The 25427-nt window shown below is 62.6% G+C and carries 23 protein-coding genes and 1 pseudogene; 8 read left to right on the forward strand and 16 right to left on the reverse strand.

Annotation, left to right across the window (positions count from 1 at the left end; all coding sequences use genetic code 11):
* Nucleotides 1-2: 2 nt before the first annotated feature.
* Nucleotides 3-614 carry a CDP-diacylglycerol--serine O-phosphatidyltransferase gene (pssA, locus tag QCE73_RS21180; protein WP_238210680.1) on the reverse strand — a complete coding sequence of 204 codons (612 nt, stop codon included), beginning with the start codon at nt 612-614 and terminating at the stop codon, nt 3-5.
* Between the two features lie 186 nt (nt 615-800).
* Here pssA and QCE73_RS21185 point away from each other — a divergent pair, with 186 nt between their 5' ends.
* Genes QCE73_RS21185 through QCE73_RS21200 form a run of 4 tightly spaced genes read left to right on the forward strand, consistent with a single transcriptional unit; the run spans nt 801 to nt 4301 of the window.
* Nucleotides 801-1307, forward strand: coding sequence for a MerR family transcriptional regulator (locus QCE73_RS21185; RefSeq protein ID WP_309883433.1), 507 nt, complete (start codon nt 801-803; stop codon nt 1305-1307).
* Nucleotides 1304-2860 carry an MFS transporter gene (locus tag QCE73_RS21190; protein ID WP_309883434.1) on the forward strand — a complete coding sequence of 519 codons (1557 nt, stop codon included), beginning with the start codon at nt 1304-1306 and terminating at the stop codon, nt 2858-2860. Before QCE73_RS21185 ends, QCE73_RS21190 begins: the two co-directional genes overlap by 4 nt.
* Nucleotides 2861-2881: 21 nt before the next feature.
* On the forward strand, nt 2882-3844 hold the full coding sequence (locus QCE73_RS21195) for a LysR family transcriptional regulator (protein WP_309883435.1): 963 nt from the start codon (nt 2882-2884) through the stop codon (nt 3842-3844).
* A 31-nt stretch (nt 3845-3875) separates the two neighbouring features.
* A complete protein-coding gene (locus QCE73_RS21200; protein ID WP_309883436.1) occupies nt 3876-4301 on the forward strand; it encodes an HIT family protein in 426 nt (141 codons plus the stop codon).
* A 26-nt stretch (nt 4302-4327) separates the two neighbouring features.
* On the opposite strand, the gene QCE73_RS21205 is transcribed toward QCE73_RS21200, so the two are convergent.
* On the reverse strand, nt 4328-4954 hold the full coding sequence (locus tag QCE73_RS21205) for a LysR substrate-binding domain-containing protein (protein ID WP_309884180.1): 627 nt from the start codon (nt 4952-4954) through the stop codon (nt 4328-4330).
* Between the two features lie 90 nt (nt 4955-5044).
* Nucleotides 5045-5179 (reverse strand): annotated as a pseudogene (locus QCE73_RS21210) (LysR family transcriptional regulator); the annotation flags it as partial.
* A 77-nt stretch (nt 5180-5256) separates the two neighbouring features.
* On the opposite strand from QCE73_RS21210, the gene QCE73_RS21215 reads away from it, so the two are divergent.
* Nucleotides 5257-6060 carry a DMT family transporter gene (locus QCE73_RS21215; RefSeq protein ID WP_309883437.1) on the forward strand — a complete coding sequence of 268 codons (804 nt, stop codon included), beginning with the start codon at nt 5257-5259 and terminating at the stop codon, nt 6058-6060.
* Nucleotides 6061-6230: 170 nt separating this feature from the next.
* Here QCE73_RS21215 and QCE73_RS21220 read toward each other — a convergent pair whose 3' ends face one another.
* On the reverse strand, nt 6231-7469 hold the full coding sequence (locus tag QCE73_RS21220; RefSeq protein WP_309883438.1) for an MFS transporter: 1239 nt from the start codon (nt 7467-7469) through the stop codon (nt 6231-6233).
* Between the two features lie 190 nt (nt 7470-7659).
* Between QCE73_RS21220 and QCE73_RS21225 the strand changes: the two genes are divergently transcribed.
* Nucleotides 7660-8001 (forward strand): hypothetical protein, encoded by a 342-nt coding sequence (locus QCE73_RS21225; RefSeq protein WP_051626863.1) that lies wholly within the window; start codon nt 7660-7662, stop codon nt 7999-8001.
* Nucleotides 8002-8010: 9 nt separating this feature from the next.
* Here QCE73_RS21225 and QCE73_RS21230 read toward each other — a convergent pair whose 3' ends face one another.
* Complete coding sequence (locus tag QCE73_RS21230) at nt 8011-8514, reverse strand: YetF domain-containing protein (protein ID WP_309883439.1); 504 nt, start codon at nt 8512-8514, stop codon at nt 8011-8013.
* A 58-nt stretch (nt 8515-8572) separates the two neighbouring features.
* Entirely contained in the window at nt 8573-9166 is a 594-nt protein-coding gene (locus QCE73_RS21235; protein ID WP_309883440.1) for a ParB/Srx family N-terminal domain-containing protein, read from the reverse strand.
* Between the two features lie 183 nt (nt 9167-9349).
* Between QCE73_RS21235 and QCE73_RS21240 the strand changes: the two genes are divergently transcribed.
* The gene (locus QCE73_RS21240; RefSeq protein ID WP_309883441.1) at nt 9350-10564 is read left to right on the forward strand and encodes a GAF domain-containing sensor histidine kinase; all 1215 of its coding nucleotides are present in this window, start codon (nt 9350-9352) and stop codon (nt 10562-10564) included.
* Between the two features lie 31 nt (nt 10565-10595).
* On the opposite strand, the gene QCE73_RS21245 is transcribed toward QCE73_RS21240, so the two are convergent.
* The 10 genes from QCE73_RS21245 to QCE73_RS21290 all read right to left on the reverse strand — a co-directional run bounded on the left by QCE73_RS21245 (nt 10596) and on the right by QCE73_RS21290 (nt 24099).
* Nucleotides 10596-10817, reverse strand: coding sequence for a DUF3079 domain-containing protein (locus QCE73_RS21245; protein WP_309883442.1), 222 nt, complete (start codon nt 10815-10817; stop codon nt 10596-10598).
* A 36-nt stretch (nt 10818-10853) separates the two neighbouring features.
* The gene (locus tag QCE73_RS21250) at nt 10854-12029 is read right to left on the reverse strand and encodes a nitronate monooxygenase family protein (protein ID WP_309883443.1); all 1176 of its coding nucleotides are present in this window, start codon (nt 12027-12029) and stop codon (nt 10854-10856) included.
* A gap of 75 nt (nt 12030-12104) precedes the next feature.
* A complete protein-coding gene (locus QCE73_RS21255) occupies nt 12105-12773 on the reverse strand; it encodes a response regulator transcription factor (protein ID WP_309883444.1) in 669 nt (222 codons plus the stop codon).
* 45 nt (nt 12774-12818) lie between these two features.
* On the reverse strand, nt 12819-14666 hold the full coding sequence (locus QCE73_RS21260) for a type IV pili methyl-accepting chemotaxis transducer N-terminal domain-containing protein (RefSeq protein ID WP_309883445.1): 1848 nt from the start codon (nt 14664-14666) through the stop codon (nt 12819-12821).
* Nucleotides 14667-14684: 18 nt separating this feature from the next.
* Nucleotides 14685-15368, reverse strand: coding sequence for a respiratory nitrate reductase subunit gamma (gene narI, locus QCE73_RS21265; RefSeq protein WP_309883446.1), 684 nt, complete (start codon nt 15366-15368; stop codon nt 14685-14687).
* On the reverse strand, nt 15365-16042 hold the full coding sequence (gene narJ, locus QCE73_RS21270; protein ID WP_309883447.1) for a nitrate reductase molybdenum cofactor assembly chaperone: 678 nt from the start codon (nt 16040-16042) through the stop codon (nt 15365-15367). The genes narI and narJ overlap by 4 nt, the downstream gene beginning before the upstream one ends.
* Nucleotides 16043-16056: 14 nt before the next feature.
* Nucleotides 16057-17610: a nitrate reductase subunit beta gene (narH, locus tag QCE73_RS21275; protein WP_309883448.1), complete on the reverse strand. Its 1554-nt coding sequence runs from the start codon at nt 17608-17610 to the stop codon at nt 16057-16059.
* Nucleotides 17607-21314 (reverse strand): nitrate reductase subunit alpha, encoded by a 3708-nt coding sequence (locus QCE73_RS21280; protein ID WP_309883449.1) that lies wholly within the window; start codon nt 21312-21314, stop codon nt 17607-17609. Before QCE73_RS21280 ends, narH begins: the two co-directional genes overlap by 4 nt.
* Nucleotides 21315-21457: 143 nt before the next feature.
* Nucleotides 21458-22846 (reverse strand): NarK family nitrate/nitrite MFS transporter, encoded by a 1389-nt coding sequence (locus QCE73_RS21285; RefSeq protein ID WP_309883450.1) that lies wholly within the window; start codon nt 22844-22846, stop codon nt 21458-21460.
* A 2-nt stretch (nt 22847-22848) separates the two neighbouring features.
* A complete protein-coding gene (locus tag QCE73_RS21290) occupies nt 22849-24099 on the reverse strand; it encodes a nitrate/nitrite transporter (protein ID WP_309883451.1) in 1251 nt (416 codons plus the stop codon).
* Between the two features lie 443 nt (nt 24100-24542).
* Between QCE73_RS21290 and cyoA the strand changes: the two genes are divergently transcribed.
* A complete protein-coding gene (gene cyoA / locus QCE73_RS21295) occupies nt 24543-25427 on the forward strand; it encodes a ubiquinol oxidase subunit II (protein WP_187608460.1) in 885 nt (294 codons plus the stop codon).

Raw genomic sequence — 25427 nt, forward strand, 5'->3', positions numbered from 1 at the left:
AGTCATGGCTTGGGAATGCGGATGCGGCTGATCATCAGCGATCCGGAAATCGCGTAGATCAGCACGAGCGGATGCAGCGTGAAGCCGCCGACACGCCAGGTGCCGAGCCACATGCTTTCGCCGATCGCGCCGGACCATGCGCCGACGGTCAGCAGCAGCACGATGACGAAGGATGTGGGAATCGGCGTGCCTTCGAAATGCGTGACCTTGCCGCCGCTGCCCGACATCTCTTCGGTCGTCACGTTATAGCGCGCGAGACGAGACACGCCGCACGCGACGAAGTACGCCAGCACCACGCGGTCGTACAGCCCGCGCATACCGAATCCATAGCCGATGATCGCCGGCGCGACGCCGAACGAAATCACGTCGGCGAGCGAGTCCAGTTCCTTGCCGAGTAGCGACGCCTTCTGACGCCAGCGCGCGATGCGGCCGTCGAGCACGTCGAACACGAGCGCGGCGAACACGAGCGCGCAGGCGAGATAGATATGCAGCACGTCGGAATCGTCGAGATAGGACATCGACGAGAACAGCGCGCCCGTGCCGCACACCGCATTCCCCAGGGTGAACCAGTCGGCCAGGTGGAAATCGCGGATCATCGAGAATCGTTTTTTCATTCGTTTCTGCTTTCGTCACGTTCGGGCAGCGCCGATGGCCGGCGCCGCGAGGCTTTCAGTCTATCATCGCGCCCTCTTTCATCAGCACTCCGCACCTCAGCACCTTGCATGCCCGGCAAACCTGTACGCGAACGTACAGGTTTGCGTTATAATGCGCGGCATCGACACCGCACTTTCGATGCCGTCATGTCCGAAACCAAGCCCGCGTTCCTCACCATCCGCGACGCCGCCGAGCGCCTGCAAGTCACGCCGCGCACGCTCAAGTACTACGAAGAGCGCGGCCTCGTCACGCCCTCTCGCAGCGAAGGCCGTTACCGGCTCTACAGCGAGCAGGACCTGGAACTGTTCGCGCGCATCCTGCGGCTGCGTTCGCTCGGGTTCTCGTTGCAGGGCATCGTCGAGATGCTGAAGCGGCCGATGGAAACGCAAGGCGAAGGCGGCAGCGGCTATTCGGCTTCGTCGTTGCGGGAGATCGAACAGGCGCTGTCGCAGCAGATCGAATCGGTCGATGCGCGCATCGCGGCCGTGCGCCGCGAACTGAAGGAAGCGCAGGCGGTGCGCAGCGAACTCGCCAGCGACCTCGATTATTTGCGGCGCAGAATCGCGGGCGAAAGCAAGGAAGTGCTGCTGCGCGAACGCCTGGCCGCGCGCAAGCAGCGCAAGGCGCAGAGCGACGGGGACGCCGACGAATGACCGAAGCGTCATATCGGCATTCGAAGCCGATCGCGGAGCGCGTGCTCGGCGATCTGTTTCCGTGGGCCATCGCGCTCGCAACCGGCCTCGATTACTTCGACAACTCCGTCTTCGCGTTCTTCACGAGCTATATCGCGGGCGGCATCAATGCATCGTCCGATGAGCTCGTCTGGGCATCGAGCGCGTATGCGGTGGCGTCCGTGCTCGGCATCCTCCAGCAGCAATGGTGGATCGAGCGGCTCGGGAACCGGCGCTATATCGCGGGATGCCTGTTTCTGTTCGCGGCGGGCGCGGTGGCGGCGACCTTATCCGAATCGGCCATCGAGCTGGCGTTCGCACGCGGCTTTCAGGGCTATTTCATCGGCCCGATGATGAGCGCCGCGCGCATCCTCATTCAGACGCGCTTTACGCCGCAGACACGCCCCGCCGCGACGCGCCGCTTTCTCAACATGATCCTGCTCGGCTCCGCGCTCGCGCCCTTGTGCGGCGGTTATCTGGTCGCGTCGCTCGGGTGGCGCGCGCTGTTCTCGTGCACCGCGTTCGCGGGCGTCGCGCTCGGCGTGCTGGCGTTCGTCGCCGTGCCATCGACGGGCCGGGTGCATCCGGAGGAGCGCGGCGAAGCGCACTTCTGGCCGTACATCATCTTCGCGTTCGCGCAGGGCGCGCTGCAGATCGTCATGCAGCAAGTGCGATTCGAGCTTTTCAGCACGTCGCCCGAGCTGATCGTGCTGACCGTCGCAGGACTGCTGGCGCTCGGCTGGTTCGTGTGGCATCAGTGGCATCATCCGAAGCCGCTGTTGCGGCTGCACGCGCTGCGCGAGAAAACGTTTCAGGTGGGCATCGTGCTGTACATCGCGTTCTATTACATCAATAACGCGATGAGTTTTCTCGTATCGCGCCTGCTCGAAGGCGGGCTCGGCTATCCGGTCGAAAACGCGGGGCGGCTCGTCGGCTTCACGTCGATGGTCTCGCTCGCGATGGCCGTCGTCTACTTCCGCTTCTCGTCGCGCATCAGGCACAAGAAGTGGCTGATCATGACCGGCTTTCTGATGGCCGCGTTCATCGGCACATGGATGATCAACATGCCGCCCGATGTCTCCATGCCGTGGCTCATCGCGCCGATGATCCTGCGCGGATTGCTGCTGCTCTTCATCGCGCTGCCGGTCGCGAACCTGACGTTCCGTGTGTTCGCGATCGACGAGTACAGTCACGGCTATCGCTTCAAGAATATCGTCAAGCAACTGACGTATTCCTTCTCGACGGCGACGATCATCATTCTCGAACAGCATCGCGTCGCGCTGCATCAGACGCGGCTCGTCGAAACCGTCAACGTGTATGACCCGACGTTTCAGAGCGTGTATCAGAGCCTGCTCGGCGCGTTCGAGCGCATGGGCCATGGCGCATCCGAAGCGAAGAGCCTCGCGCTCGTCGAGATCGGCCGGATCGTCACGCAGCAGGCGAACTTCCTCAGTTCGATGGATGGCTTCTACTACATCATCGGCGTCGCTCTGTGCGCGAGTGCGATCGCGGCATGGCAGAAGCAAATCGATTGATTCGTCTCAGAGCAAAAGAAAGTGGACACACTCAGCAGCATGCGGATGTTTGCCCGCGTCGCCGAAGAAGGCAGTTTCACCGCCGCCGCGCAGCGCATGAACATATCGACGGCCGCGACCTCGCGCGCCATCGCCACGCTGGAAGCGCGTCTGAATACGCGGCTTCTTCATCGCAGCACGCGGCGCGTGATCCTCACCGAAGCGGGCAGGCGCTATCTGCAGCGCTGCGAGCAGATTCTCGCGTGCGTCGATGTGGCCGAAGCCGAAGCCGCCGATGCGCAGTTGCGCCCTTCCGGGCACTTGCGCATTCATGCTTCGACGAGCCTCGGGCAGTCGTATGTCGTGCCCGCCATCGTGCGGTATCGGCAACGTCATCCGGCCGTGTCGATCGACCTGACGTTGTCGCAGCACATGCCCGATATCATCGACGAAGGCTACGATCTCACCGTGCAGGCGAGCATCGCCGAGTTGCCGGATTCGAGCCTCGTCGCGCAACGGCTCGGCACGGTGCATAGCGTGCTGTGCGCGTCGCCGGCGTATCTGCGCGAACATGGCGCGCCGCGCACGCTCGCGGAACTGTCGCGGCATCCGTGCCATCAACTCGTCTCGCCGATCTTTCCGCGCGACGTCTGGACCTTCGAAGGCCCGAACGGCACCGAGACCTTCGCGCTCGCGAAGACGAACTTCGGCGTGAATGTGGCGGGCGCGCTGGCGGTGGCGCTGCGCGAGGGCATGGGCATCGGCGCGCTGCCGATGTCGACGGCGGGCAAGTTGCTTGCAAGCGGCGCGCTCGTGCGTGTGCTGCCTGAGTATCGATTGCAGGCGCTCACGCTGCACGCGCTCTATCCGTCGCGGCAGTATCTGAATGCGAAGGTCAAGACGTTCGTCGAGTTCATCAAGGAGGTGGTGCCGCGGATTCTGGAGAGCGATGCCGCCAATATAGATGCGGCACGCGGGAGTGAACGCCATCACGAAGTATCATGAGATGCGTTGATCACGTCACAGGGAAACGACCATGAGCTATGACCCGGAGAACATCTTCGCCCGGATTTTGCGGGGCGACGCGCCGTGCATCAAGGTATGCGAGACGGAGCACACGCTTGCGTTCATGGACGTCATGCCGCAATCCGAAGGGCATGTGCTCGTGATTCCGAAAGAGCCGGCCGCCAATATCCACGACGTTTCCGATGAAGGACTCGCCGCCTGCATGCGTACCGTCAAACGCGTAGCAGCGGCGGTGCGTGAAGCACTGAACCCCGACGGAATGTTGATCGCGCAGTTCAACGGCGCGGCGGCGGGCCAGACGGTGGAGCACATCCACGTTCATATCATTCCGCGCTGGGGCGACGTTCCGCTCAAGGCTCACGGACGCGAACGCGCCGACGATGCTCAACTGGAGGCGCTGGCGCAGCGCATACGCGCGGCGCTCGCTGCCGGGTGACGGACCGGGCTGGAAAGCAGCGCGCCTTACAGCCTGAAGTTTGCCTTGATGGCGGCGATAAGCACGTCTATCGCTTCGCCTCCACGACCGGCGCCGTCGCGCATGAGAACGACTTCGTGGTCGCCGATTCGCGGGAGCGTGTCCAGCACGCTCATGTCGTTGCTGACGCGCGCGCGGTCGAGCAGCGTGACCGCAAGCCCCGACTCGACGCAAGCCTTGATGACCTGGCTCGACGCGCTATCGAGCACGACACGCCATTTACGCCCGGCACGTTCGAGTGCGTTTGTCATCGCCACGCGATAGGGGCAAGGCTCGCCGTACAACGCCAACGGAAGCGGACGATCCTCCATCACAACGAAGGTCGAACTTCCGACCCAGACCGGCGTGGTCAGGGTCAGGACATCCGCGGGTCTAATCGCCTTGACGGGTTGAACCAGTAACGCCACGTCGAGCTTGCCGCGCATCACCCAGTCCCGAAGCTTGATGCTCGGTGCGGTTTTCACTTCCAGCACCACATTGGGCCAGCTTGCCGCGAAGCCCGGAAGAATATCCCGGACGACGTGCGTTGCGTACTCGTCCGGCACGCCCAAAACGACGCGTCCCGCGAGCGTTTTTCCCTGGATTTCCTGCAGCACGCGGTCGTGCGCGCTCAACAGTTCGCTCGTTCCCGCGAGCAGCCTTTTGCCGAGCGCCGTCAGCGTGACGGACTGATTGTCCCGTTCGAGCAGTCTGCCGCCAGCGATGGCTTCGAGACGCTGGATATGGATGCTGACCGCAGCCGGGCTTCTGTGAACATGCTCGGCCGCCGAGCGAAACTTGCCGAGCCGCGCCACCGCATGAAAGGTGCGCAGGAGTTCGATATCGAGGATGGATTCCATGGTGGTTCAGCCAAATTGAACGACCTCATCAATATATTTTGATTTTCGAATCGTCGCACGGGCTTTAGGCTGGATGCATGACAAAAGCTTCCCGACCGTGCTTCGCCGATCGTCCGCCCGCCATCGAGGCGCTGCGCGTGCCCTTGCCTGCGCTGGAAGCGCTGATGGTTATCGCGTGGAGTTCGGGTTTCGTCGGGATGCGATTTTCCACGGACTACGCACCGGTCTTTCTCGTGGTGCTGTGGCGTTGCGCGGTGCTTTCAGTCTGCCTGCTTCCGTTCGTGGCGCGCGAGATCGTCAACGCGCCCGCATCCGTATTGCTGCGACAGGCCGCAATTGGCTTGTTCGCGTTGACTGGCTATATCGCGGGCGTTGCGAAGGGAATCGAACTCGGCGTATCGGCCGGTCTTTCCGCTCTGATCGCGAATCTTCTGCCGGTCGGTACGGTCGCCATTGCGTCCATCTTTCTCAGGGAGCGGGTCTCGGGCCGGACGTGGGCCGGCATGGCGCTCGGGATGGCCGGTGTACTCATGGTCAGTCGCGATGCGTTGACGCTGGGCTCCGCTCCTCTTTGGGCGTACGCGTTGCCGGTCGCGGGCATGATGTCGCTCGCCGTGGCCAGCATCTGGCAACAACGGAGCGCGTCTCGCGCAGGCTCGCTGAGCCTCTTGCCTACGCTCTGGATACACTGCGTCGTGTCGTGTCTCGTGTTCGCCTGTCTGCAAATGTCGCAAGGCAGCGTGAGGCCGATCGCGACAATCGGTTTCGCTGCCAGCGTCGGCTGGACGGCGGCCATCTCGACGATCGGCGGTTACGGCCTGTACTGGGTATGTTTGCGGCGTTCGTCGCCCGCGCGAGTATATCGAGCGTGCTGTTTTTGAGCCCTTCCGTCACGTTCGTATGGGCATGGGCACTGTTCGGAGAGCCGCTTTCCTGGCCGATGCTCGTCGGAACGATAGTCTCCGGCCTCGGCATTCTGGTGATGACGCGGCCGCAAGGAAGCAGCGGCGGCGCTCGACGCCCGTAACGCCGAAAGCGCCGACGCCGTGTGTCAATCCGCCGACGGTTCGCACTCGCCGACGAAATCCGATCCGCGAGCCGGCCGTTCCAGCGCGGCAAGGCGGCTCAGTGTCATCAGTCCGAGCACCGCGAGCCCGCATCCCAGCGTGAAGTCCGCGCGCACCCCGGCATGATCGACGATGGAACCGCCGAGCGCGGAACCCACGGCAATCGCGACCTGAATGATGCTGACGAACATCGCCGAGCCCGCCTCAGGCAGGTCCGCCGTGCCGCGCTGAATCCATACGCTGAAGCATAACGGCAGCGCGCCGAAAGCCACGCCCCAGAGCAGCATCCCGGCTGCCTCGCCGATGATCGAATGGTCCAGAAGCAGCATCGACCCGATCGCGACGAGCAGAAGCACGATCATCGCGGCGACGGACTTTTTCAGATGGTTCGCGACCGCCATCGACATCAGCGCGTTCGAAAAGAATCCGACCAGCCCGAATCCGAACAGCAGCAGCGTGATTGCGCTAATGGAGAAGTCCTGCTCCAGGAGCGGCGCGATATACGTGTATGTCGAGAAGTGCGCGCCGAAGACGAGCGCGACCATCAGCAAACTCCACCGGGTCTCGGGACGGCGAAGCAGCGTCCTGAAATCGCCGATGCGCAGCGCCGACGCCGACGGCAGCGAGGGCACGAGAAACGCCTGCGCGACGAGAGCGAGCGCCACCAGCCCTGCGGTAGCGGCAAACGAAGCCCGCCAGGACGCGAACGATGCGATGAACGTACCGAGCGGCACGCCGATGACCGTCGCGCACGTCACGCCCGTCAGAATGGTCGCCGTGGCCTTCGCGGCGTCCTTCGGCTCGACCAGTCGCGGTGCGGCGGCCGTCGCGAGCGTCCAGAATCCGCCCAGCGCAGCGCCGAGCAATGCGCGTCCGGCGAGCAGGACCGGAAAACTGGTCGCAATCGCGCACAACACGTTGGAAACCAAAAGCACCGCCGTCAGCAGCAGGAATACGAAACGGCGGTCCATACGTCCGGCACCGGCTATCAACGCTGGTGCGAATATCGCGGCCATGATTCCCGGCGTCGTGACCATCAGGCCGGCAACGCCGGGTTTGACGCCGAGGTCGTGCGCAATCTGGCTCAACAGTCCGACCGGCAGGAACTCGGCCGTGACGAAGGCGAATGCGCTCACGGCGACAGCGACCACGGATAGCCATTGGCGCAACGATGTGCTACCTCCATGCAACGACGCTGAAGTTGCAGGTGTATCGATTTGCATGATGAGAAACCCTGGGAGAAGCCGACCACTTTAAGCGGGCCTCCGCGCGGGAAAAAGTATTGCGGCCTGAACAGACAAGCCGACGCAGACGAACAATCCGATACGCTCCGCGCGATAAGCCTGTCGATTCGAGGCTGCGGAGGAGTAAGCTTTCGATGCCGGACCCACATCTTTCGATGGAGACAGCGAAATGGACACCGCTTCAGAACTGGCGTCCGGCCCGGCCGGCCATACGCCCGAGTCATTGAAAACGCTGGCCGCGTATCTGGAAGTCTCTCTGGAAAAGGGCAAATGCGTGGTCATGATGCGCCGCGGTGCGGAGCTTTTCGCGGTCTACATTGGTAATCCGGGCGACGAGGACGCCAGATTGACTCCCCACGGCACGATCTCGACGGCGATGGCGGAAGAACTGCTCGAATCGACGACTCACGTGGGTTTGAACTGGATAACCGTCGGCGATCAGAAGTACCGTTTTTTTCGAAGCTTTACATACATCGACGAAGCCGGCGCTGTGGTGTTTGCGCCGACTTAGGCAGCCCGATCAGTGGTCGTGCTTCATCTTCTTGCGGACGAGACTAACCTGCCCGTTGCGCTCGAGTATGGCCGAATGCACGTCGTCGAGATCGAGCGTGTGAAGTTCCTGCCGCGCGGTTTCGAATACATCGGTTCTCGTGATGAGTGCCGCCGACATCTGGTCTTCGTTGAACCGGCCATCCTTATAGACTTCCCTCTCCACGCCGACCACGAGCGACTCCAGCCGGGGCGAACGCAGGCAAGCCCACGCGAGCGCCCGATGTATCAGCACCATGACTAACGAAGCGAGCATGGTCGGCACCGCTGGCGAAGCGCCGACAATCACGCGACTCAACGTGGCGCCGAGAAGTATCGCGACCACGTAATCGAATGGAGAGCGTTGTCCGAAGGAGCGTCGGCCCGAGATACGAATGAAAACGAGCGCCGCGAAAAAGACGACGACCGTCCTGGCAGCCATCTGGAAGGCATCGAGATCCCTGCCTTCTCCGAATATCGCGATGAGGATGTTCATCGGGTCCTCCAATAAGGCGAGCGTGACCGGGTTTCGGCAGTCGCCATAGAAGGCTCACTCAGTCTGCCGGACCGAGATATCCCGGCAGTCCGAGCGCGACTTTCGTCTTGGCGAGTTTCACGCCCTTTTTGATCAGCGCATCGTATTCGGCGTCGCTTTCCGGCGGGGGCAAATGGCGTCGCAGAAAATCCGACCAGCGGAATTCTTCGAGCGGAACCGTTGTCTTTTCATATCCGCCCGCGTCGCGCACTGCCGCCGACAGACTCCGAAAATCATCGTCGATCAATTCCCACACGTGGTCCCGCAAATCGGCGAACGCGACGCGCCGGCCCTGCGCGTCGTAGGGATAAGCCCAGCGGTTATTCTCCATCGTCAACCAGAAATCGGCCCTGGTGAGCGACGACAAATCACAGACCAGAACGAACGGAACGCTCTTTATTCCGGCGCGCCACAACGCAGTTGCAACGTGGTGATGGTCGATTGCGAACAGGGCGCCGCCCGGACCGAGCACGACGGGAACCGGCTTTTCAGCGATGGCCATATCCAGATCATGACCCGTCAGCGACTCGTAGGTTTTCGTTTTGTCGAGTATCTCGCGCAGACCGTGCGTCACCTGAGTGGGACGCAAGAGGTCGATTTTTACTTTCTTCATTCTTGTCTCCCTCCATCGGCACCTTACCGGTGGCATTTTCGCCCTTAAACTTCGATAGCAGGAACCATGCCGTTATTCGATGTAGTACGCTGATCGCGTTGCGGAGATCGGGAGCGTTCGTCGGCGTCGGCCCGAGGCCCCGGACTTTCCGACTCGATTTTGTCGATGCCCCAACCTGGACGCGTGTGCATCACCATGCAAAACATAGTCAACGCAGTGGATTCCGGTGAGGCACTCGCGCGAGATATCGGTGCGGTAGCCCGTATCGGCGCGGTCCCTTCGATGCTCAAGATGATTTGCGAAGAGACCGGGATGGGTTTTGCCGCCGTCGCGCGCGTGACCGATGCAACCTGGACGGCCTGCGCGGTCCTCGACAAAGTCGGATTCGGCCTCAAGCCGGGCGGGCAGCTACAACTTCACACCACGCTTTGCTTCGAATCCCGCGCGGCACGGCTGGCGATCGTCATCGACGACTTCAGCGAGAACGAGAAGTATCGAGATCACCATACGCCGGCGATTTACGGTCTGAGAAGCTATATCTCCGTCCCGATCGTCCTGCCGGACGGCGAGTATTTCGGCAATCTGTGTGCGATCGATGCGAGCCCGGCGGCCGTTTCAGACCCGAAGATCGTTCGCATGTTCGAGGTCTTCGCCAATCTTATCGGCATGCAACTGGACAGCGAGCAGCGGCAGTGGTCGACAGAGTCGCAACTGATTCGGGAACGGGAAACCGCCACGTTGCGGGAGCAATTCATTGCGGTTCTGGGTCACGACTTGCGCAACCCGCTGTCGGCCGTCAGCGCTACGGCCGAGCTATTGAGCCGTCGTGAAGCGGAACCCGACATCGCAGCGATCGGACATCGCTTGAAGCGCACGGCATCGAGAATGGCGCGGCTCATCGATGACGTGATGGACTTTGCGCGCGGTCGCATGGGCTCCGGAATGGCGGTCGCACTGAACGACGAAAGCGAGCTTGGCGTGCATCTGCGAGCGGTCGTCGACGAACTTTGCATGGCGTATCCGTCGAGAGTGGTGGATTGCTCCATCTCGTTGAGCGGGCCGGCTCGATGCGACATCGCTCGTCTTCAGCAGCTCATGTCCAATCTGCTCGCGAACGCGCTGACGCACGGTTCGCCGGACGCACCGGTCGTCGTGCGCGCCATCGTCGAAGCGGGGATGCTCGTACTCTCGGTATCCAATGCTGGCGAGCCGATTCCACCGCAGTTGCTGCCGAGGGTATTCGAACCTTACTGGCGGCCCAAGACCAGCGCACCGGGCGGAGGACTGGGTTTAGGTCTTTACATCTGCCAACAGATCGTTCAAGCACATGGCGGGACGCTCGAAGTGTGCTCGTCCATCACCGACGGAACCCGCTTCACCGCGCGCATTCCGTTATAGGCGGGCGGCGGCGCACGCATGCTCCCGCCGCTCATTTCGACCGCGCGGCGCCCGGTTGAATCGAGCTGGCGTTTTCGGCGACATCGAGATTCCACTCGCCGTGCTCGTACCAGTCTTCGCCGAGCAGTTCCGCCGGATGCTGCGTGCGGCTCGAACCGTTACCGCAGCGCAGCGCGTCCGTCGCGCAATAGTGATCGCAGCCCCAGCAATTGCGCTCGGGATGTTGCGGGTTCAGTGGAAAGCGCTTCGACATCGCGTTGATGCTCCTTCGATTGCGGCCCTTCGGTATTCAACATGCCGCCGGCGCAACTTTCGTCGCGCCCGTCAACAGCAGTTCGATCAGATCGCGCACGCTCCGGATCGCCGCGCCGAACGGCAGTTTCTCGCGTCCCCGGAAGAACAGGCCGTTGCCGACATCGCCGCGCAATGCCGCGGCAAGGCGCGTATCGATGCAGAAGTGACCGAACTTCTCGATGCCGTCGCGCAGCCCGCACGCGTTCAGGCATTCGAGCGCCGACGGACACGTCTGCTTGCGCGCGCCGATCTTCGTGCGGATTCGTTCCTCGTTGCGCAGATAGCGCATGAGCCACGGCGTCTTCACGGCGCGCGCGGGCAGGCCGGTTACGCTCACGAATTCGACGATATCGTCCGGCGTCGCCTCGACCAGCACGCGCTTGAACTCGGGATGCGCGTCGCCCTCTTCGGTGACGGCGAACGGCGTGCCGATCTGCACGCCGTTCGCGCCGGCAGCGAGCCACTTGCGCACCGCGTCATGACTGTTGATGCCGCCCGCGACGATCACCGGCACGTCCTCGCGCTTCAGCCCGAGCGATGCGAACGACGCGTCGAGTTCCCGCAGCACGCGCTCGAAACCGAAGCGCTCGTCATGCATGTCCGCGACGTCGCTGACGCCGAGATGCCCGCCGGCATGGGCCGGATGCTCGATCACGATGGCGTCGGGCAAACGGCCTTTCTTCATCCACTTCTTGAGAACGAGCGTCACGCCGCGGCTGTCGGAAAGAATCGGGACCAGCGCGATATCGCAGCCCTGCGTGAGGTCCGGCAAGTCGAGCGGAAGGCCCGCGCCCATGACGATCGCATCGGCGCCCTCCTCGCACGCGACGCGCACGTAGTCCGCATGCGCGCTCACGGCCTTCATCACGTTGACGGCGATCATGCCGCGCCCTTCCGACAACGCGCGCGCCGCCTTGATCTCGCGTGCGAGCGCGATCAGGTTCGCGCGTTCGAGCATCGGACGTGTCTGGTCTTCACGGCACATCGCGAGCAAGTCCTCGTGATGATGACGCAAGTCGATGCTCGCGATGGTGCCGAGCGCGCCTTCACGCGCCACGCTGCCCGCCAGCCGATGCGCGGAAATGCCGACGCCCATGCCGCCCTGCACGATCGGCAACAGATTGCGGCCGCGAATCGTGAGCGGCGCGAAAGGGTGGGCGTGAGAGGTCATGGGCAACTCGGTTCGGTAAGAATTCATGTTGTACGGCTCGATGTGATGCGCGCTTCGATGCATGTCGGTGAAGGTTCAGGCGGCTTCCGTTGCCGGCGCAGCATCTTGCCCGACCGCATAGATCGCGACCTGCACGCGGCTCGTCAGATTCAGCTTGCGCAGGATGTTGCGCACGTGGATCTTCACCGTGCTCTCCGCGAGCATCAGCGAACGTGCAATTTCCTTGTTGCTCGCACCGCGCGCCAGTTCGCGCATGATGTCGCGCTCGCGTGTGGTCAGTGGATCGGCCGTGGCGGCAGGCGGCGGAACCGGCGCGCTCTTCGGTGCGCGCATACTGGCGACGAGTTTTGCCGTCATGTCGTCAGCGATGACCGGATGACCCGCCGCCGCCTTGCGGATCGCGCTGGCGAGCGTGTCGGTTTCGATGCTCTTGAGCAGATAGCCGCACGCGCCATCGCGCAATGCGAGCGCGAGTTCATCGAGATCCTCTGAAACAGTCAGGATGACGACCGCGGTTTGCGGCACGTCCTGCACAAGCAGCTTCAGCGTTTCCAGCCCTGAGAGTCCGGGCATATGGAGATCGAGCAGAATCACGTCCGGCAGGAACTGCTTCGCGCGCTTCAGCCCTTCGAGCCCATCGGCTGCTTCGCCGACGACATCGAAATCGGATTGCCGCTGCAAGATGGCGTGAACGCCTGAGCGAAACAGCGTGTGGTCGTCGATCAACAGAATGCGGATGGTCATGACACAACTCGAAGCAGCTCTCGAAACCAGCGCGCGACACCCTGTTCAGGCAGTCTGACGCGCCGGAACCGGCAAGACGAGTTCGACGCGCGCGCCGTGTCCAGGCGCGCCAGTCAACCGAAGCGTGGCGCCGAGCCTTTGCGCACGCTCGCGCATGATGTGAAAGCCGACATGCGTCTCGCCCAGGACGGCCATCTCTTCTGGATCGTAGCCCTGACCATCGTCCTCGACAAGGAGGCTGAAGTCGCAAGCATTGACGATTGTCACGCTAACGTGTTGCGCCTCCGCGTGTTTGCGAATGTTGGAGAGTGCTTCCTGCAGAATGAAAAGCACCTGCAGTTGCTGATCCGGCGGCAAGGGCAGACCGCCTTCCTCGCGATAGTCGAGCGAGGGCGCGATGCCCGTCTGCACGCCGAAACGTTCGATCGATTCATCCACTGCGCGCCTGAGTTCACCGCTGCCGAGCTTCGTGCGGAAATTCATCAGAAGCTCGCGCACGTCGACGTAGCTTTCGGCGACACCGCCCGCGAGCAAGGGCACGATCTCGCGAATCTCGTCCATGCGTGCTTCGCGCGTTGCGGCGTCGAGCAGATGCACCTGCATCTTCAGAAAGTTGAGACTCTGCGCGATGCTGTCGTGCAAGCCTTGCGCGACCAGATTGCGCTCCTCCGACACCGCGAGCTGCCGCGCGAGCGCCGCGATCCGCCTGCTCTTGAGCGCCGTGCCGAAGTGCGCGCCGAGCGTTTCGAGCAATTGAGCTTCCGACGCCGGGATGATCCGCTCGCCACGGAAATGCAGCGAGAACGCACCGAGCTTTTCGCCTTGCGACACGATGTTGAACGCCGCCACGCTCGCAAAGCCCGCGCGCCGGCAAGGCTGTTCGTCGCAAACACAGCCGTCGGTGGCGAGGCAGCGTTCATCCTCGAGCAGCGCATCGGGCAGCCCTTCCGAACCGATCAACCGCACCTGACCATCCTCGGTGACGAGGCGAACGGCCGCACCGTCCGCGTCGAACTGACGCGTGAGGCGCGCGAGAAAGCCACGGCACAGCGCATCGACGTCATTCGACTGATTCAGGAATGCCGCCATTTCATAGAGCGCCGTCAGTTCGCGGTTCTGCGCGGCGAGTTCGGCGGTCTTCGCGTCGACACGGCCCGCGAGATCACGATAGAGCATCTGCAATTCCGCGGCCATACGGTTGAAGCCTGCGGCAAGATGCCCGAACTCGTCTTGCGTCTCAACGGGCAGACGCGTGTCGAACTCGCGTCCTTCGATTCGCGCGAGCCCTTCCTGCAAACGCTGCACAGGCACGACGATCCATAGATAGAGCAGGTAAGCGATCGCCGCGGTGCCCAGGCACGCCATCGCTGCAAGCGCCCTCTGCGACGTCCGCAGCCACGAGGTCTTGCGCGCATTCTCCCGCTCGATCAGGCCGACGAGTTCGTCCGCGCCCGTGACAAAAGCACGCAATTCAAGCAGATAGCGCGATACCGCCTGCGGTTCGGCAGCCATGCCTTTGCGCACATCGGGTTTGAGCTGCGTGCGCCACACATTCGCGACATGATCGAACTGGCGGCGCACGTCGGCATCGTCGGGAAGAAAGAGCGGGCGCTCCGGATCACCTTTGCGCAGACGATCGAACGTCGAGTTCATCTGCTCGATCTGGAACTGCAACATGGCCTGCGACGTCTCCGGCCGCTTCAGCAGCGCGATCGCCAAGGCGTTCGCGCGCATGCGCAGACTGCCCGCGTCGTTGATCGCAGCGCCCGCGCCCTGCAGTTGCCAAGACAGCCAGAGCGTCCCGCCGATCATCGCGAGGACGAGCACGAGCGACACCATCGACAGCGTGACGATGCGTGTGGTCAGACGGTCGCGAAACGACGGCAGGGACATGCTCCTCCGTTGACGGGTTCAGCGGCTGCGGACCAGTTGCAACGCCCGTCCGAGATAGCCGAGCGAAGCGAAGCCGCTCCAGACGTGCACGAGCCGCGTGAACGGGAAGATCACGAAGAGGCTCATGCCCATGAACAAATGTACGCGGAAGAGCAGCGGCGCATCTGCGACATAGCGCGCGGCATCGGCTCTGAACGTGACGATATGCTGTGCCCAGGTCATGAGGCGCACCATCATCGAGCCATCCATGTGACCGGCGGACACACCGATCGTCGAAAGGCCGAGCAGCAGCGTGATGAGAATCCACAGCAGCAGCACGCGGTCGCCGATCTTCGTCAGTGCCGAAAGGCGCGCGCTCGCAAGGCGGCGGTGCAGCAGGATCAGCAGCCCGGCAAGACACATCGTGCCCATTACTCCGCCGGCGACCATCGCGAACACCTGCTTGACGCTGTGCTCGATGCCGAGCGCATCCCATACCGCGACCGGCGTGAGCAAGCCGACGAGGTGACCGAAGAACAGTCCCAGAATGCCGATGTGAAACAGAATATTGCCGAGCCTGAGGTTGCCGCGTTCGACGAACTGTGTGCTGTCCGCCTTCCACGTGTATTGCTCGCGCTCGAAGCGCACGAGGCTGCCGAACAGGAAGATGCTGGCGGCAATGTACGGATAGATGCCGAACACGAAGGCGTTGAACATGTTCATCGTGTGTCCTTTGCGTTGGGTGCGCCCGCGCCGGCCATCGTTGCGCCGCGCGGATGAAAGCGAATGGTTTGCGTGTCCTGTCGCGTGTGCGGCGCGAGCAGCGGCTCGACGCCGTCCGGACCCGGCCCGAAGGTTTCGAGCATCTCGTCCATGTCGCGCACGGGCGGCTGCGCGAGCGGGCGCGGCTCGATAGTGGCAAGCTCGCGCAAGACGGCGAACACGGCCGCATAAGGGCTTCGGTCGCGTGCGAGACGCTCCCCGACCGCATCGAATACATGAATCGCGTCATCGAGCAATGACTGTGCGCGAGCCGGTTCGATCGCGCCGAGCACTTCGAGGAAGAGCGGCACGTAATCCGGCAATTCGTTCGATGCGATATCGAGGCCGAGACCGCGATACTCCTCGAGCAGATCGACCATCGCCTGACCGCGATCGCGGCTTTCGCCGTGCACATGCTCGAAGAGATGCAGCGAATGCGACGGATTGCGATCGAACGTAGCGACGTAGTTCTGTTGCACCTCGATGAGCGGCAGCTTAAGCGACGCGATGAGCGGCGCGAGCCGCGCCTGCGCCTGCGGCCAGTCGTGCAGCGCGGCTTCGATCTCCGGCAGCGCGTCCAGAAGCGCGGGCTCGGGATAGTCGAGCAGCGCGGAAAGAATGGGATAGAGCGACATCGTGTGTTCCTTGATCAACCGTCCGCCAACGCCTTCCTGCGCGACTTCGGCAGCGCCGCGTAGCTCACTTCGCCATGCGTTCGCGATCCGAAAAGCGATCCGTCAGACGCGCCCGGCGAGCCGCAATTGCCGAATGAAAAGCCGCAACTGCCCTTTTCGTCGAAGCTGTCCTGCGCCATTTCCTTGTGCGATGAGGGCACCACGAAACGGTCCTCGTAATTGGCGATCGCCATCAACTGGTACATCTCTTCCACTTGCGATGCCGTGAGGCCTACATCGCTCAGCACGGCGTCGTCGCTCACGTTGTTCACGTTCTGCGCCCGCTTGTAGACACGCATCGCAAGCATGCGATCGAGCGCGGCGACGATCGGCGCTTCGTCGCCCGCGGTGAGCAGATTCGCCAGATAACGCATCGGAATGCGCAGGCTTTTCACATCGGGAATCACGCCGTTCATGCCCATGTGGCCCGCGTCGGCCGCGGATTGAATCGGCGAAAGCGGGGGCACGTACCAGACCATCGGCAATGTGCGGTACTCGGGATGCAGCGGGAACGCGACTTTCCACTCGCACGCCATGCGATAAACCGGCGAGCGCTTCGCCGCGTCGAGCCAGCTTTGCGCGATACCCTGGCGCGCCGCTTCGGCCTGGACTTGCGGATCGTGCGGATCGAGAAACAGGTCGAGCTGCGACTGATAGAGATCCGTCGTCTCCTGAACCGATGCCGCTTCGGCAATACGATCCGCGTCGTACAGCATCACGCCGAGATAGCGGATGCGTCCCACGCACGTTTCCGAGCACACGGTCGGCTCGCCCGCTTCGATGCGCGGATAGCAGAACACGCACTTCTCCGCCTTGCCCGACTTCCAGTTGAAGTACATCTTCTTGTATGGACAGCCCGACACGCACATGCGCCAGCCACGGCACTTGTCCTGATCGACGAGCACGATGCCGTCGTCCTCGCGCTTGTACACCGAACCCGACGGACACGACGCCACGCACGCCGGATTCAGACAGTGCTCGCACAGACGCGGCAGATACATCATGAAGGTGTTCTCGAACGTCGAGTACATCTCCTTCTGCACGTTTTCGAAGAGCGCATCGCGCCCGCGCGATTCGAATTCGCCGCCGAGATCGTCTTCCCAGTTCGGCCCCCAATGGATCTTGTCCATCTTCTTGCCGGTGATCGCGGACACGGGACGCGCCGTGGGCGGCGTCTGGGAAAGCGGCGCGTTCTGCAGACGCTCGTAGTCGAAGGTGAATGGCTCGTAATAGTCGTCGATGGCGGGGAGGTTCGGGTTCGCGAAAAGGTTCGCGAGCACTTTCAGCTTCGGCCCCTGACGCAGTTCGATGCGGCCATCGCTCTTGCGGATCCAGCCGCCGTTCCATTTCTCCTGGCGCTCCCATTGCTTCGGATAGCCGATGCCCGGCTTCGTCTCGACGTTGTTGAACCACGCATACTCGACGCCATCGCGCGACGTCCACACGTTCTTGCATGTGACCGAGCACGTATGGCAGCCGATGCACTTGTCCAGATTCAGGACCATCGCGACCTGCGCGCGGATCTTCATGATGCTGCTCCTTCCATGAGCGGGCCTTCGAGCCAGTCGACGTTCTTCATCTTGCGCACGATCACGTACTCGTCGCGATTGCTGCCCACGGTGCCGTAGTAGTTGAAGCCGTAGGCCTGCTGCGCGTATCCGCCGATCATGTGCGTCGGTTTGAGCACCGTTCGCGTAACCGAGTTATGGATACCGCCGCGCATGCCGCTCGTCTCCGCGCCCGGCACGTTGATGATCTTCTCCTGCGCGTGATACATGAGGCACATGCCGCGCGGCACGCGCTGGCTCACGACGACGCGCGCCGTCAGCGTGCCGTTCACGTTGAACACTTCGACCCAGTCGTTGTCCTTCAACCCGGCTTCTTTCGCTTCGGCTTCCGACACCCACACGTGCGGACCGCCGCGCGACAGCGTGAGCATGCGCAGGTTGTCCGTGTACGTCGAGTGAATGCCCCACTTCTGGTGCGGCGTGATCCAGTTCAGCACGAGTTCATGTTCGCCGTTGGGCTTCGCGCCGAGCATCGGCGAAATGGTCTTGGTATCGATCGCGGGCTTGTAGACGCACGAACCTTCGCCGAAATCCAGCATCCAGCGATGATCCTGATAGAACTGCTGCCGGCCGGTGAGGGTGCGCCAAGGGATCAGCTCGTGCACGTTCGTGTAGCCCGCGTTGTAGCTCACTTCTTCCGATTCGAGCCCGGACCAGGTCGGCGCGGAAATGATCTTGCGCGGCTGCGCCTGGACGTCGCGGAAGCGGATCTTGTCGTGCTCGCGGCCGAGCGCGAGGTGCGAGTGATCGCGTCCGGTGATCTTCGAAAGCGCTTCCCACGCCTTCACCGCGACATGGCCGTTCGTCTCGGGCGCGAACGTGAGGATCATCTCGGCGGCATCGATTGCAGTGTCGAGACGCGGACGCCCTTCGTTCTCGCCGGACAGCGACGCGAGCTCGTTCACCTCATGCGCCGTATTCCAGTTGATGCCCTTGCCGCCGTTGCCAAGCTTTGCGAGCAACGGTCCGACCGACGTGAACTTGTCGTAGATCGCGTTGTAGTCGCGTTCAACGAGCGTCATCGACGGCGCGGTCTTGCCGGGAATCAGATCGCATTCGCCATGACGCCAGTCCTTCGGCTCGAACGCCTGCCCGAGTTCGCCCGGCGTGTCGTGCATGAGCGGCGTGCACACGAGATCGGTTCGCGTGCCGAGATGCTTGCCGCCGATCTCCGCGAACTTCTTTGCGATCGCCTTGTAGATTTCCCAGTCGCTCTTGCTTTCCCACAACGGCTGCACCGCCTCCGACAACGGATGAATGAACGGATGCATGTCCGACGTGTTCAGGTCGTTCTTCTCGTAGAACGTCGCGCTCGGCAACACGATGTCGCCATACAGGCACGTCGTGCTCATGCGGAAATCGAGCACGGTCAGCAGATCGAGCTTGCCTTCGGCGGCGTCGCGCACGTTCACTTCGCCGGGCTTGATCGCATCGACTTCGTCGGCGAACAACGCGTTCTGCGTGCCGAGGAGATACTTCAGGAAGTATTCGTGCCCTTTGCCTGAGCTGCCGAGAATGTTCGAACGCCACACGAACATGTTGCGCGGAAAGTTCGCCGGATTATCGGGATCGTCGCAAGCGAAGTCGAGCGCGCCCGACTTCAATTGTTCCACCGTGTATTCGATCGGATCGCGGCCCGCGCGCTTCGCGGCATCGACGATATCGAGCGGATTAGCGCCGAGCTGCGGCGCCGACGGCAGCCAGCCCATGCGTTCCGACTTCGCATTCATGTCGAGCATCGAGAGGTTCTCGTAGCGCGATTTGTCGGCGGTCGGTCCGAGAATCTCGTCCACGGCCACTTTCTCGTGGCGCCACTGGCTTGTGTGGTTATAGAAGAACGACGTGCCGTTCATCTGACGCGGCGGGCGCGACCAGTCGAGCGCGAACGCGAGCGGCGCCCAGCCGAATTGCGGACGCAGCTTTTCCTGGCCCACGTAATGCGCCCAGCCGCCGCCGCTCTTGCCGATACAGCCGCACATCATCAACAGATTGATGATGCCGCGATAGATCATGTCGTTGTGATACCAGTGATTCAACGCCGCGCCGACGATCACCATGCTCTTGCCCTGCGTGCGGTCCGCGTTATCCGCGAACTCGCGCGCCACCTGGATGACGAGATGGCGCGGCACCGTGGTGTGCTTTTCCTGCCATGCGGGCGTGTAGGGAATGTCGTCATCGTAGGACGTGGCGACGTTCGCGCCGCCCAGACCCTGATCCACGCCGTAGTTCGCCAACTGCAAGTCGTACACGGTCGCGACGCGAGCGCTCGCGCCATCCGCGAGCATGATGCGCTTCACGGGCACGCGGCGCGCCAGCAACGCGTCATGTTCCGCGCCGAAGTACGGGAAACTCACATCCACCACTTCGTCGTGCGCCCCGATGAGCGACAAGCGCGGATCGATATCGCGGCCCGAGCCGCCGTCCTTCTGTTCGAGATTCCAGCGCCCGACCTTCGCGCCGTCGTCGTGATTCGACTCGCCCCAGCGAAAGCCGATCGTGCCGTTCGGCGCGACGATCTCGCCGCTCGTCTCGTCGATGACGAGCGTCTTCCATTGCGGATTGTTCGCCTCGTCGAGATCGTTCTGCAATTGCGATGCGCGCAGGAAATGATCGGGCACGAGCGTGCCTTCGTGTTCGCGTAGCACGACGAGCATCGGCATGTCGGTATAGCGCTTCACGTAATCGCGGAAGTACGCGGACTTGCCCGTGGCGTGAAACTCCTTCAGCACGACATGGCCCATCGCCATGGCGAGCGCGGCGTCGGTGCCCTGCTTCGGCGCGAGCCAGATGTCGCCGAACTTCACCATTTCGCCATAATCCGACGACACCGCGACCGTCTTCGTGCCCTTGTAGCGCACCTCCGTGTAGAAGTGCGCGTCCGGCGTGCGCGTTTGCGGCACGTTGGAGCCCCACACCATCAGGTACGTGGAGTTGTACCAGTCGGCCGATTCGGGCACGTCGGTCTGCTCGCCCCAGATTTGCGGCGATGCCGGCGGCAAGTCGCAATACCAGTCGTAGAAGGACAGACACGCGCCGCCGATCAGGCTCAGATAGCGCGCGCCGGCGGCGTAGGAAACCATCGACATCGCGGGAATCGGCGAGAAACCGATCACGCGATCCGGACCGTACTTGCCGATTGTGTAAGCATTCGCCGCCGCGATGATCTCGCTCGCAGTGTCCCAGTCCGCGCGCACGAAGCCGCCGAGGCCGCGCACGCTCTTGTAGCGCTTCGCCTTCTCCGGGTTCTCGCAGATCGATGCCCACGCCGCGACCGGATCGAGCGTCTTGCGCGCCTCGCGCCACATCTCGACGAGACGGCCGCGAATCATCGGATGCTTCACGCGCTGCGCGGAATACACGTACCAGCTATACGATGCGCCACGCGGACAGCCGCGCGGTTCGTGATTCGGCAGATCGGGACGCGTGCGCGGATAGTCCGTCTGCTGCGTTTCCCACGTGATCAGACCGTTCTTGACATAGACCTTCCATGAGCAGGATCCCGTGCAGTTCACGCCGTGCGTGGAGCGCACGATCTTGTCGTGCTGCCAGCGGCTGCGGTAGGCGTTTTCCCACTTGCGGTCTTCGTTCACGACCGCGCCATGTCCGTTCGCAAACGTGGACTTGACGCGCGACATGAACTTCAGCCGATCCAGAAAGTGACTCATCCGTTTCTCCGTGCGTAGCGGCCATGCGCCGCCACGAATACATTGATTCGAGTGTAGAGACGCGATGCCCGCGCGCCCATTCCCCGAAAGGAGCGATCGATGCGCGTCATGAGGACTAGCGCGTCTACGCCTTTCGGACTAGCTCAGCACGGCATGTCCGCGTTGCGGCGCGCATAGCAGACCCAGGTGACCACCGCGCACACCGCGTAGAACGCGATGAAGCACCAGAGCGCGGCGGCGGGCGAGCCGGTCATGCTCATCGACGTGCCGAAGCTGCGCGGGATGAAGAAGCCGCCATACGCGCCGATCGCGCCCGCGAATCCCAGCACCGCGGCCGATTCCTTGCCCGCTTCGTGCAGCGCCTGCTTCCTGATCGCGTCGGTCTTGCCTTCGGCTTCGCGCTGCTTCTGCGTGAGAAAGATCACGGGGATCATGCGGAACGTCGAGCCGTTGCCGATTCCCGTCAGCGCGAACAGTGCGATGAACATGGCGAGGAAGCCCGCGAAGCTGCCGTCCGAACCGTCGTGCGGGAGAAACGCCATCACGCCGAACACCGCCGCGATCATCGCGATGAAGGTCCACAATGTGACGCGCGCGCCGCCGAGGCGGTCGGAGATCCAGCCGCCGACAGGACGCGTCAACGCGCCCGCGAGCGGCCCGAGAAACGCGTAGGCCGTCGGGTTGATCGACGGAAACTCGGCTTTCGTCAGCAGCGCGAGGCCCGCCGAGAAGCCGATGAAGGAGCCGAACGTGCCGATATAGAGCAGACACATGAGCCAGTTGTGCTTGCGCCTGAAAATGACGGCCTGTTCCGCGAACGATGCCTTCGCGTCCGCGATATCGTTCATCCCGAACCACGCCGCGAACGCTGAGATCACGATGAACGGCACCCAGATGAAACCCGCGTTCTGCAGCCAGATGCTGTGCTCGACGCCGTTCAACACATAGGTCTGGGTCTCGCCGGCGAGCGAGCCGAACACGCTTGCGGAAATGACGAGAGGCGTCACGAACTGCACGACCGACACACCGAGATTGCCGATGCCCGCGTTCATGCCGGTCGCGAAACCCTTCTTCGCTTTGGGAAAGAAGAAGCTGATGTTCGCCATCGACGAACTGAAGTTCGCGCCGCCGAGGCCGCACAAAAGCGCGAGCACGAGCAGCATCGAATAGCTGGTCGAGGGGTCGCGCAGCGCGACGCCCATGCCGATCGCCGGAATCAGGAGACTTGCCGTCGAGAACGCCGTGAAACGCCGGCCGCCGAAGATCGGCACGAGGAACGAATAGAAGATGCGCAGCGTCGCGCCCGATAGCGCGGGCAACGCGGTGAGCCAGAACAACTGGTCCTTCGTGAAGTGAAAGCCGCCTTTGTCGAGACTGACGACCACCACGCTCCACAGCGACCACACCGTAAAGGCCAGCGCCAGTGCGGGAATCGAAATCCAGAGGTTGCGGCGGGCAACCGATTCTCCCGTTTCGCGCCAGAAGGCGGCGTTCTCGGGCTCCCATCGGGTGAGCAGGTATCTTGATGACATGACTAGTGTTTGGATTGAAACGTGAAGTGCATGCAGATGAGACTGACGGCGGTCGCGCCGAACATCAGCATGAAACAGGTGGTGCGCACGCCGGTGAGATCGACGAGCGCGCCGAAAAGAATCGGCAACAGGAAGCCGGCGAGACCGCCCGCGAGTCCGACGACGCCCGACACCGCGCCGATGTTCGCGGAGAACTCATCCGAGACGAACTTGAACACCGACGCCTTGCCGACCGCCATCGCAACGCCGACGACGAACATCAGCGCGGTGTAGGCGACCGGTCCCGTCTCGATGTGGAACGTGCGTGGACCGTCCTTCGCTTGGACGACGAAGTCCGTCACCGGATAGCTCAGCAGGAAGAAGCACGCGAGCGCGATCCACATGACGATCCATGTGGTGCGATACGCGCCGAAGCGGTCGGACATCCAGCCGCCGAGCGCGCGCAGCATGCCGCCCGGAAGCGAGAAGCAGGCGGCGAGGAACGCGGCATGTTCGATGCCGAAGCCGTACTGATTCACGTAGTACTGCGGCATCCACAGTGCGAGCCCGACATAGCCGCCGAACACGACCGAGTAGTACTGCGCGTAACGCAGCACGCGACGGTCTTTCAGCACGGCCATCTGCGCGGCAAGGCCGGGCGCGCCGGCGCTGCGATGCGCGGGGTTCGACGTCGACACGAACCAGAAGATCAGCGCGGTGACGAGCATCGCGATGGAATAGACCTTCGGCACGATCGTCCACGTGCCCGCCGCGAGAATCAGCACGGGCGCGACGAACTTGGTGAGCGCGGCGCCCGAGTTGCCCGCGCCGACGATGCCCATCGCGAGACCCTGACGCGACTTCGGGAACCAGCGCGCGACATACGGCGTGCCCACGGAAAACGATGCTCCCGCGATACCGACGAGCAAGCCGAGCACGAGGAATTGCCAGAGTTCGGTGGCGTAGCCGATCAGCCAGATCGGTATGACGGTGGCGACCATCGTGCAGAAGAACACGGGGCGGCCGCCGAAGCGGTCGGTCCGGATGCCGAGCGGCACGCGCAACAGCGAGCCCGTGAGCACGGGCGTCGCGGCGATGAGGCCGAACTCGGTATCGGTGAGATGCAACTGCTTCTTGAGGGGAATGCCGAGGATCGCGAAGACCATCCAGACCGCGAAGCAGATCGTGAATGCGAACGTGCTGGCGCCGACCACACGCCAGGCGCGCGTGTCGGCCGATGCTTTGGATTCGAAGTGTGTGTCGACGACGCTCATCGTCCTTCCCTTGTCGTTGCTGCTTTATCGACAAGGGTAAGGAACGTCGCGCGAGACGCCTATCCGTCATGCGGATGCGGCGACGTCGTGCCGCTAGTCAGTGCGGCGTAGTTCGGATGGGTTAGCGGGTTCGCGTTTCAAGTCGTTTGCGAAGCCAGCGCGATGCAGCGACCGGCGTCTCGTGAGGCGGATGGACCCGCACCCAGCCACGTTTTATGACACCCGCGACGTCAACCATTCGTTGTAGACTCTCCTACCCTTTCGGATCACTCCGGAAGAGTGATATCGCGCGCGACACCCTGTCGCATCAGCTTGATCTGAAACAATTTTCCAAACATTCGCGCCATCGCGATAAATCGCGCGTGGCATGATCCTGACGCGGCGCAGAGCCGTGCAGTGGCGTTCTTCCCGGGACGCTTCGATCATAGAAACCAGCGAATGCAATGAATGAAAATACCCAACGTTTAGCAGTGCCATTGTTATCGGGGCTGATAGCCAGTGTCGGTCTTTCGGGATGCAAGCTGGAGGTTTTGGACTCGAAAGGCGTGATCGGCGCAGCGGAATCCTCGCTGATCGCCACCGCGACTTACACCATGCTTCTGGTCGTCGTTCCGGTGATTCTGCTCACCCTGTTCATCGCATGGCGCTATCGGGCGTCCAACAAGAACGCCACCTACGCGCCGAAGTGGGCGCACTCCACGGCCATCGAAGTCGTGGTCTGGATCATCCCCGCGATCATCATCCTGTACCTCGGCATCCTCACGTGGAAGTCCACGCACGAGCTCGATCCGTACAAGCCGCTGGAATCCAGCGTCAAGCCGATCAACGTCGAAGTCGTGGCGCTCGACTGGAAGTGGCTGTTCATCTATCCGGATCTGGGCGTGGCGTCGGTGAATCAGCTCGCGTTTCCGGTGGGCACGCCGGTGAACTTCCGCATCACGTCGGATTCGGTGATGAACTCGTTCTTCATCCCGGAACTCGGCGGCCAGATCTACGCGATGGCCGGCATGCAGACGAAGCTGCATCTCCTGACCGATCACGCGGGCGACTACGCGGGCATTTCGGCGAACTACAGCGGCAAGGGCTTCTCCGACATGAAGTTCCGCGCGCTGGCCATGTCCAACGCCGACTTCGACGCGTGGCTCAAGCAAGTCAGAAACGCGCCCGAGGCATTGAGCATGGACGTCTACACCGGCGTCGCGCGCCCGAGCGAGAAGGTTGCCGTGCGCTACTTCTCGACCGTCGATCCGAAGCTCTTCAGCAACATCGTCGCGAAGTACAACTACGGCAACTCGGTCGTAGGCGCAAATTGTGTAACAAAGGGGTAA

Source organism: Caballeronia sp. LZ029 (assembly GCF_031451275.1).
Taxonomy (GTDB): domain Bacteria; phylum Pseudomonadota; class Gammaproteobacteria; order Burkholderiales; family Burkholderiaceae; genus Caballeronia; species Caballeronia jiangsuensis.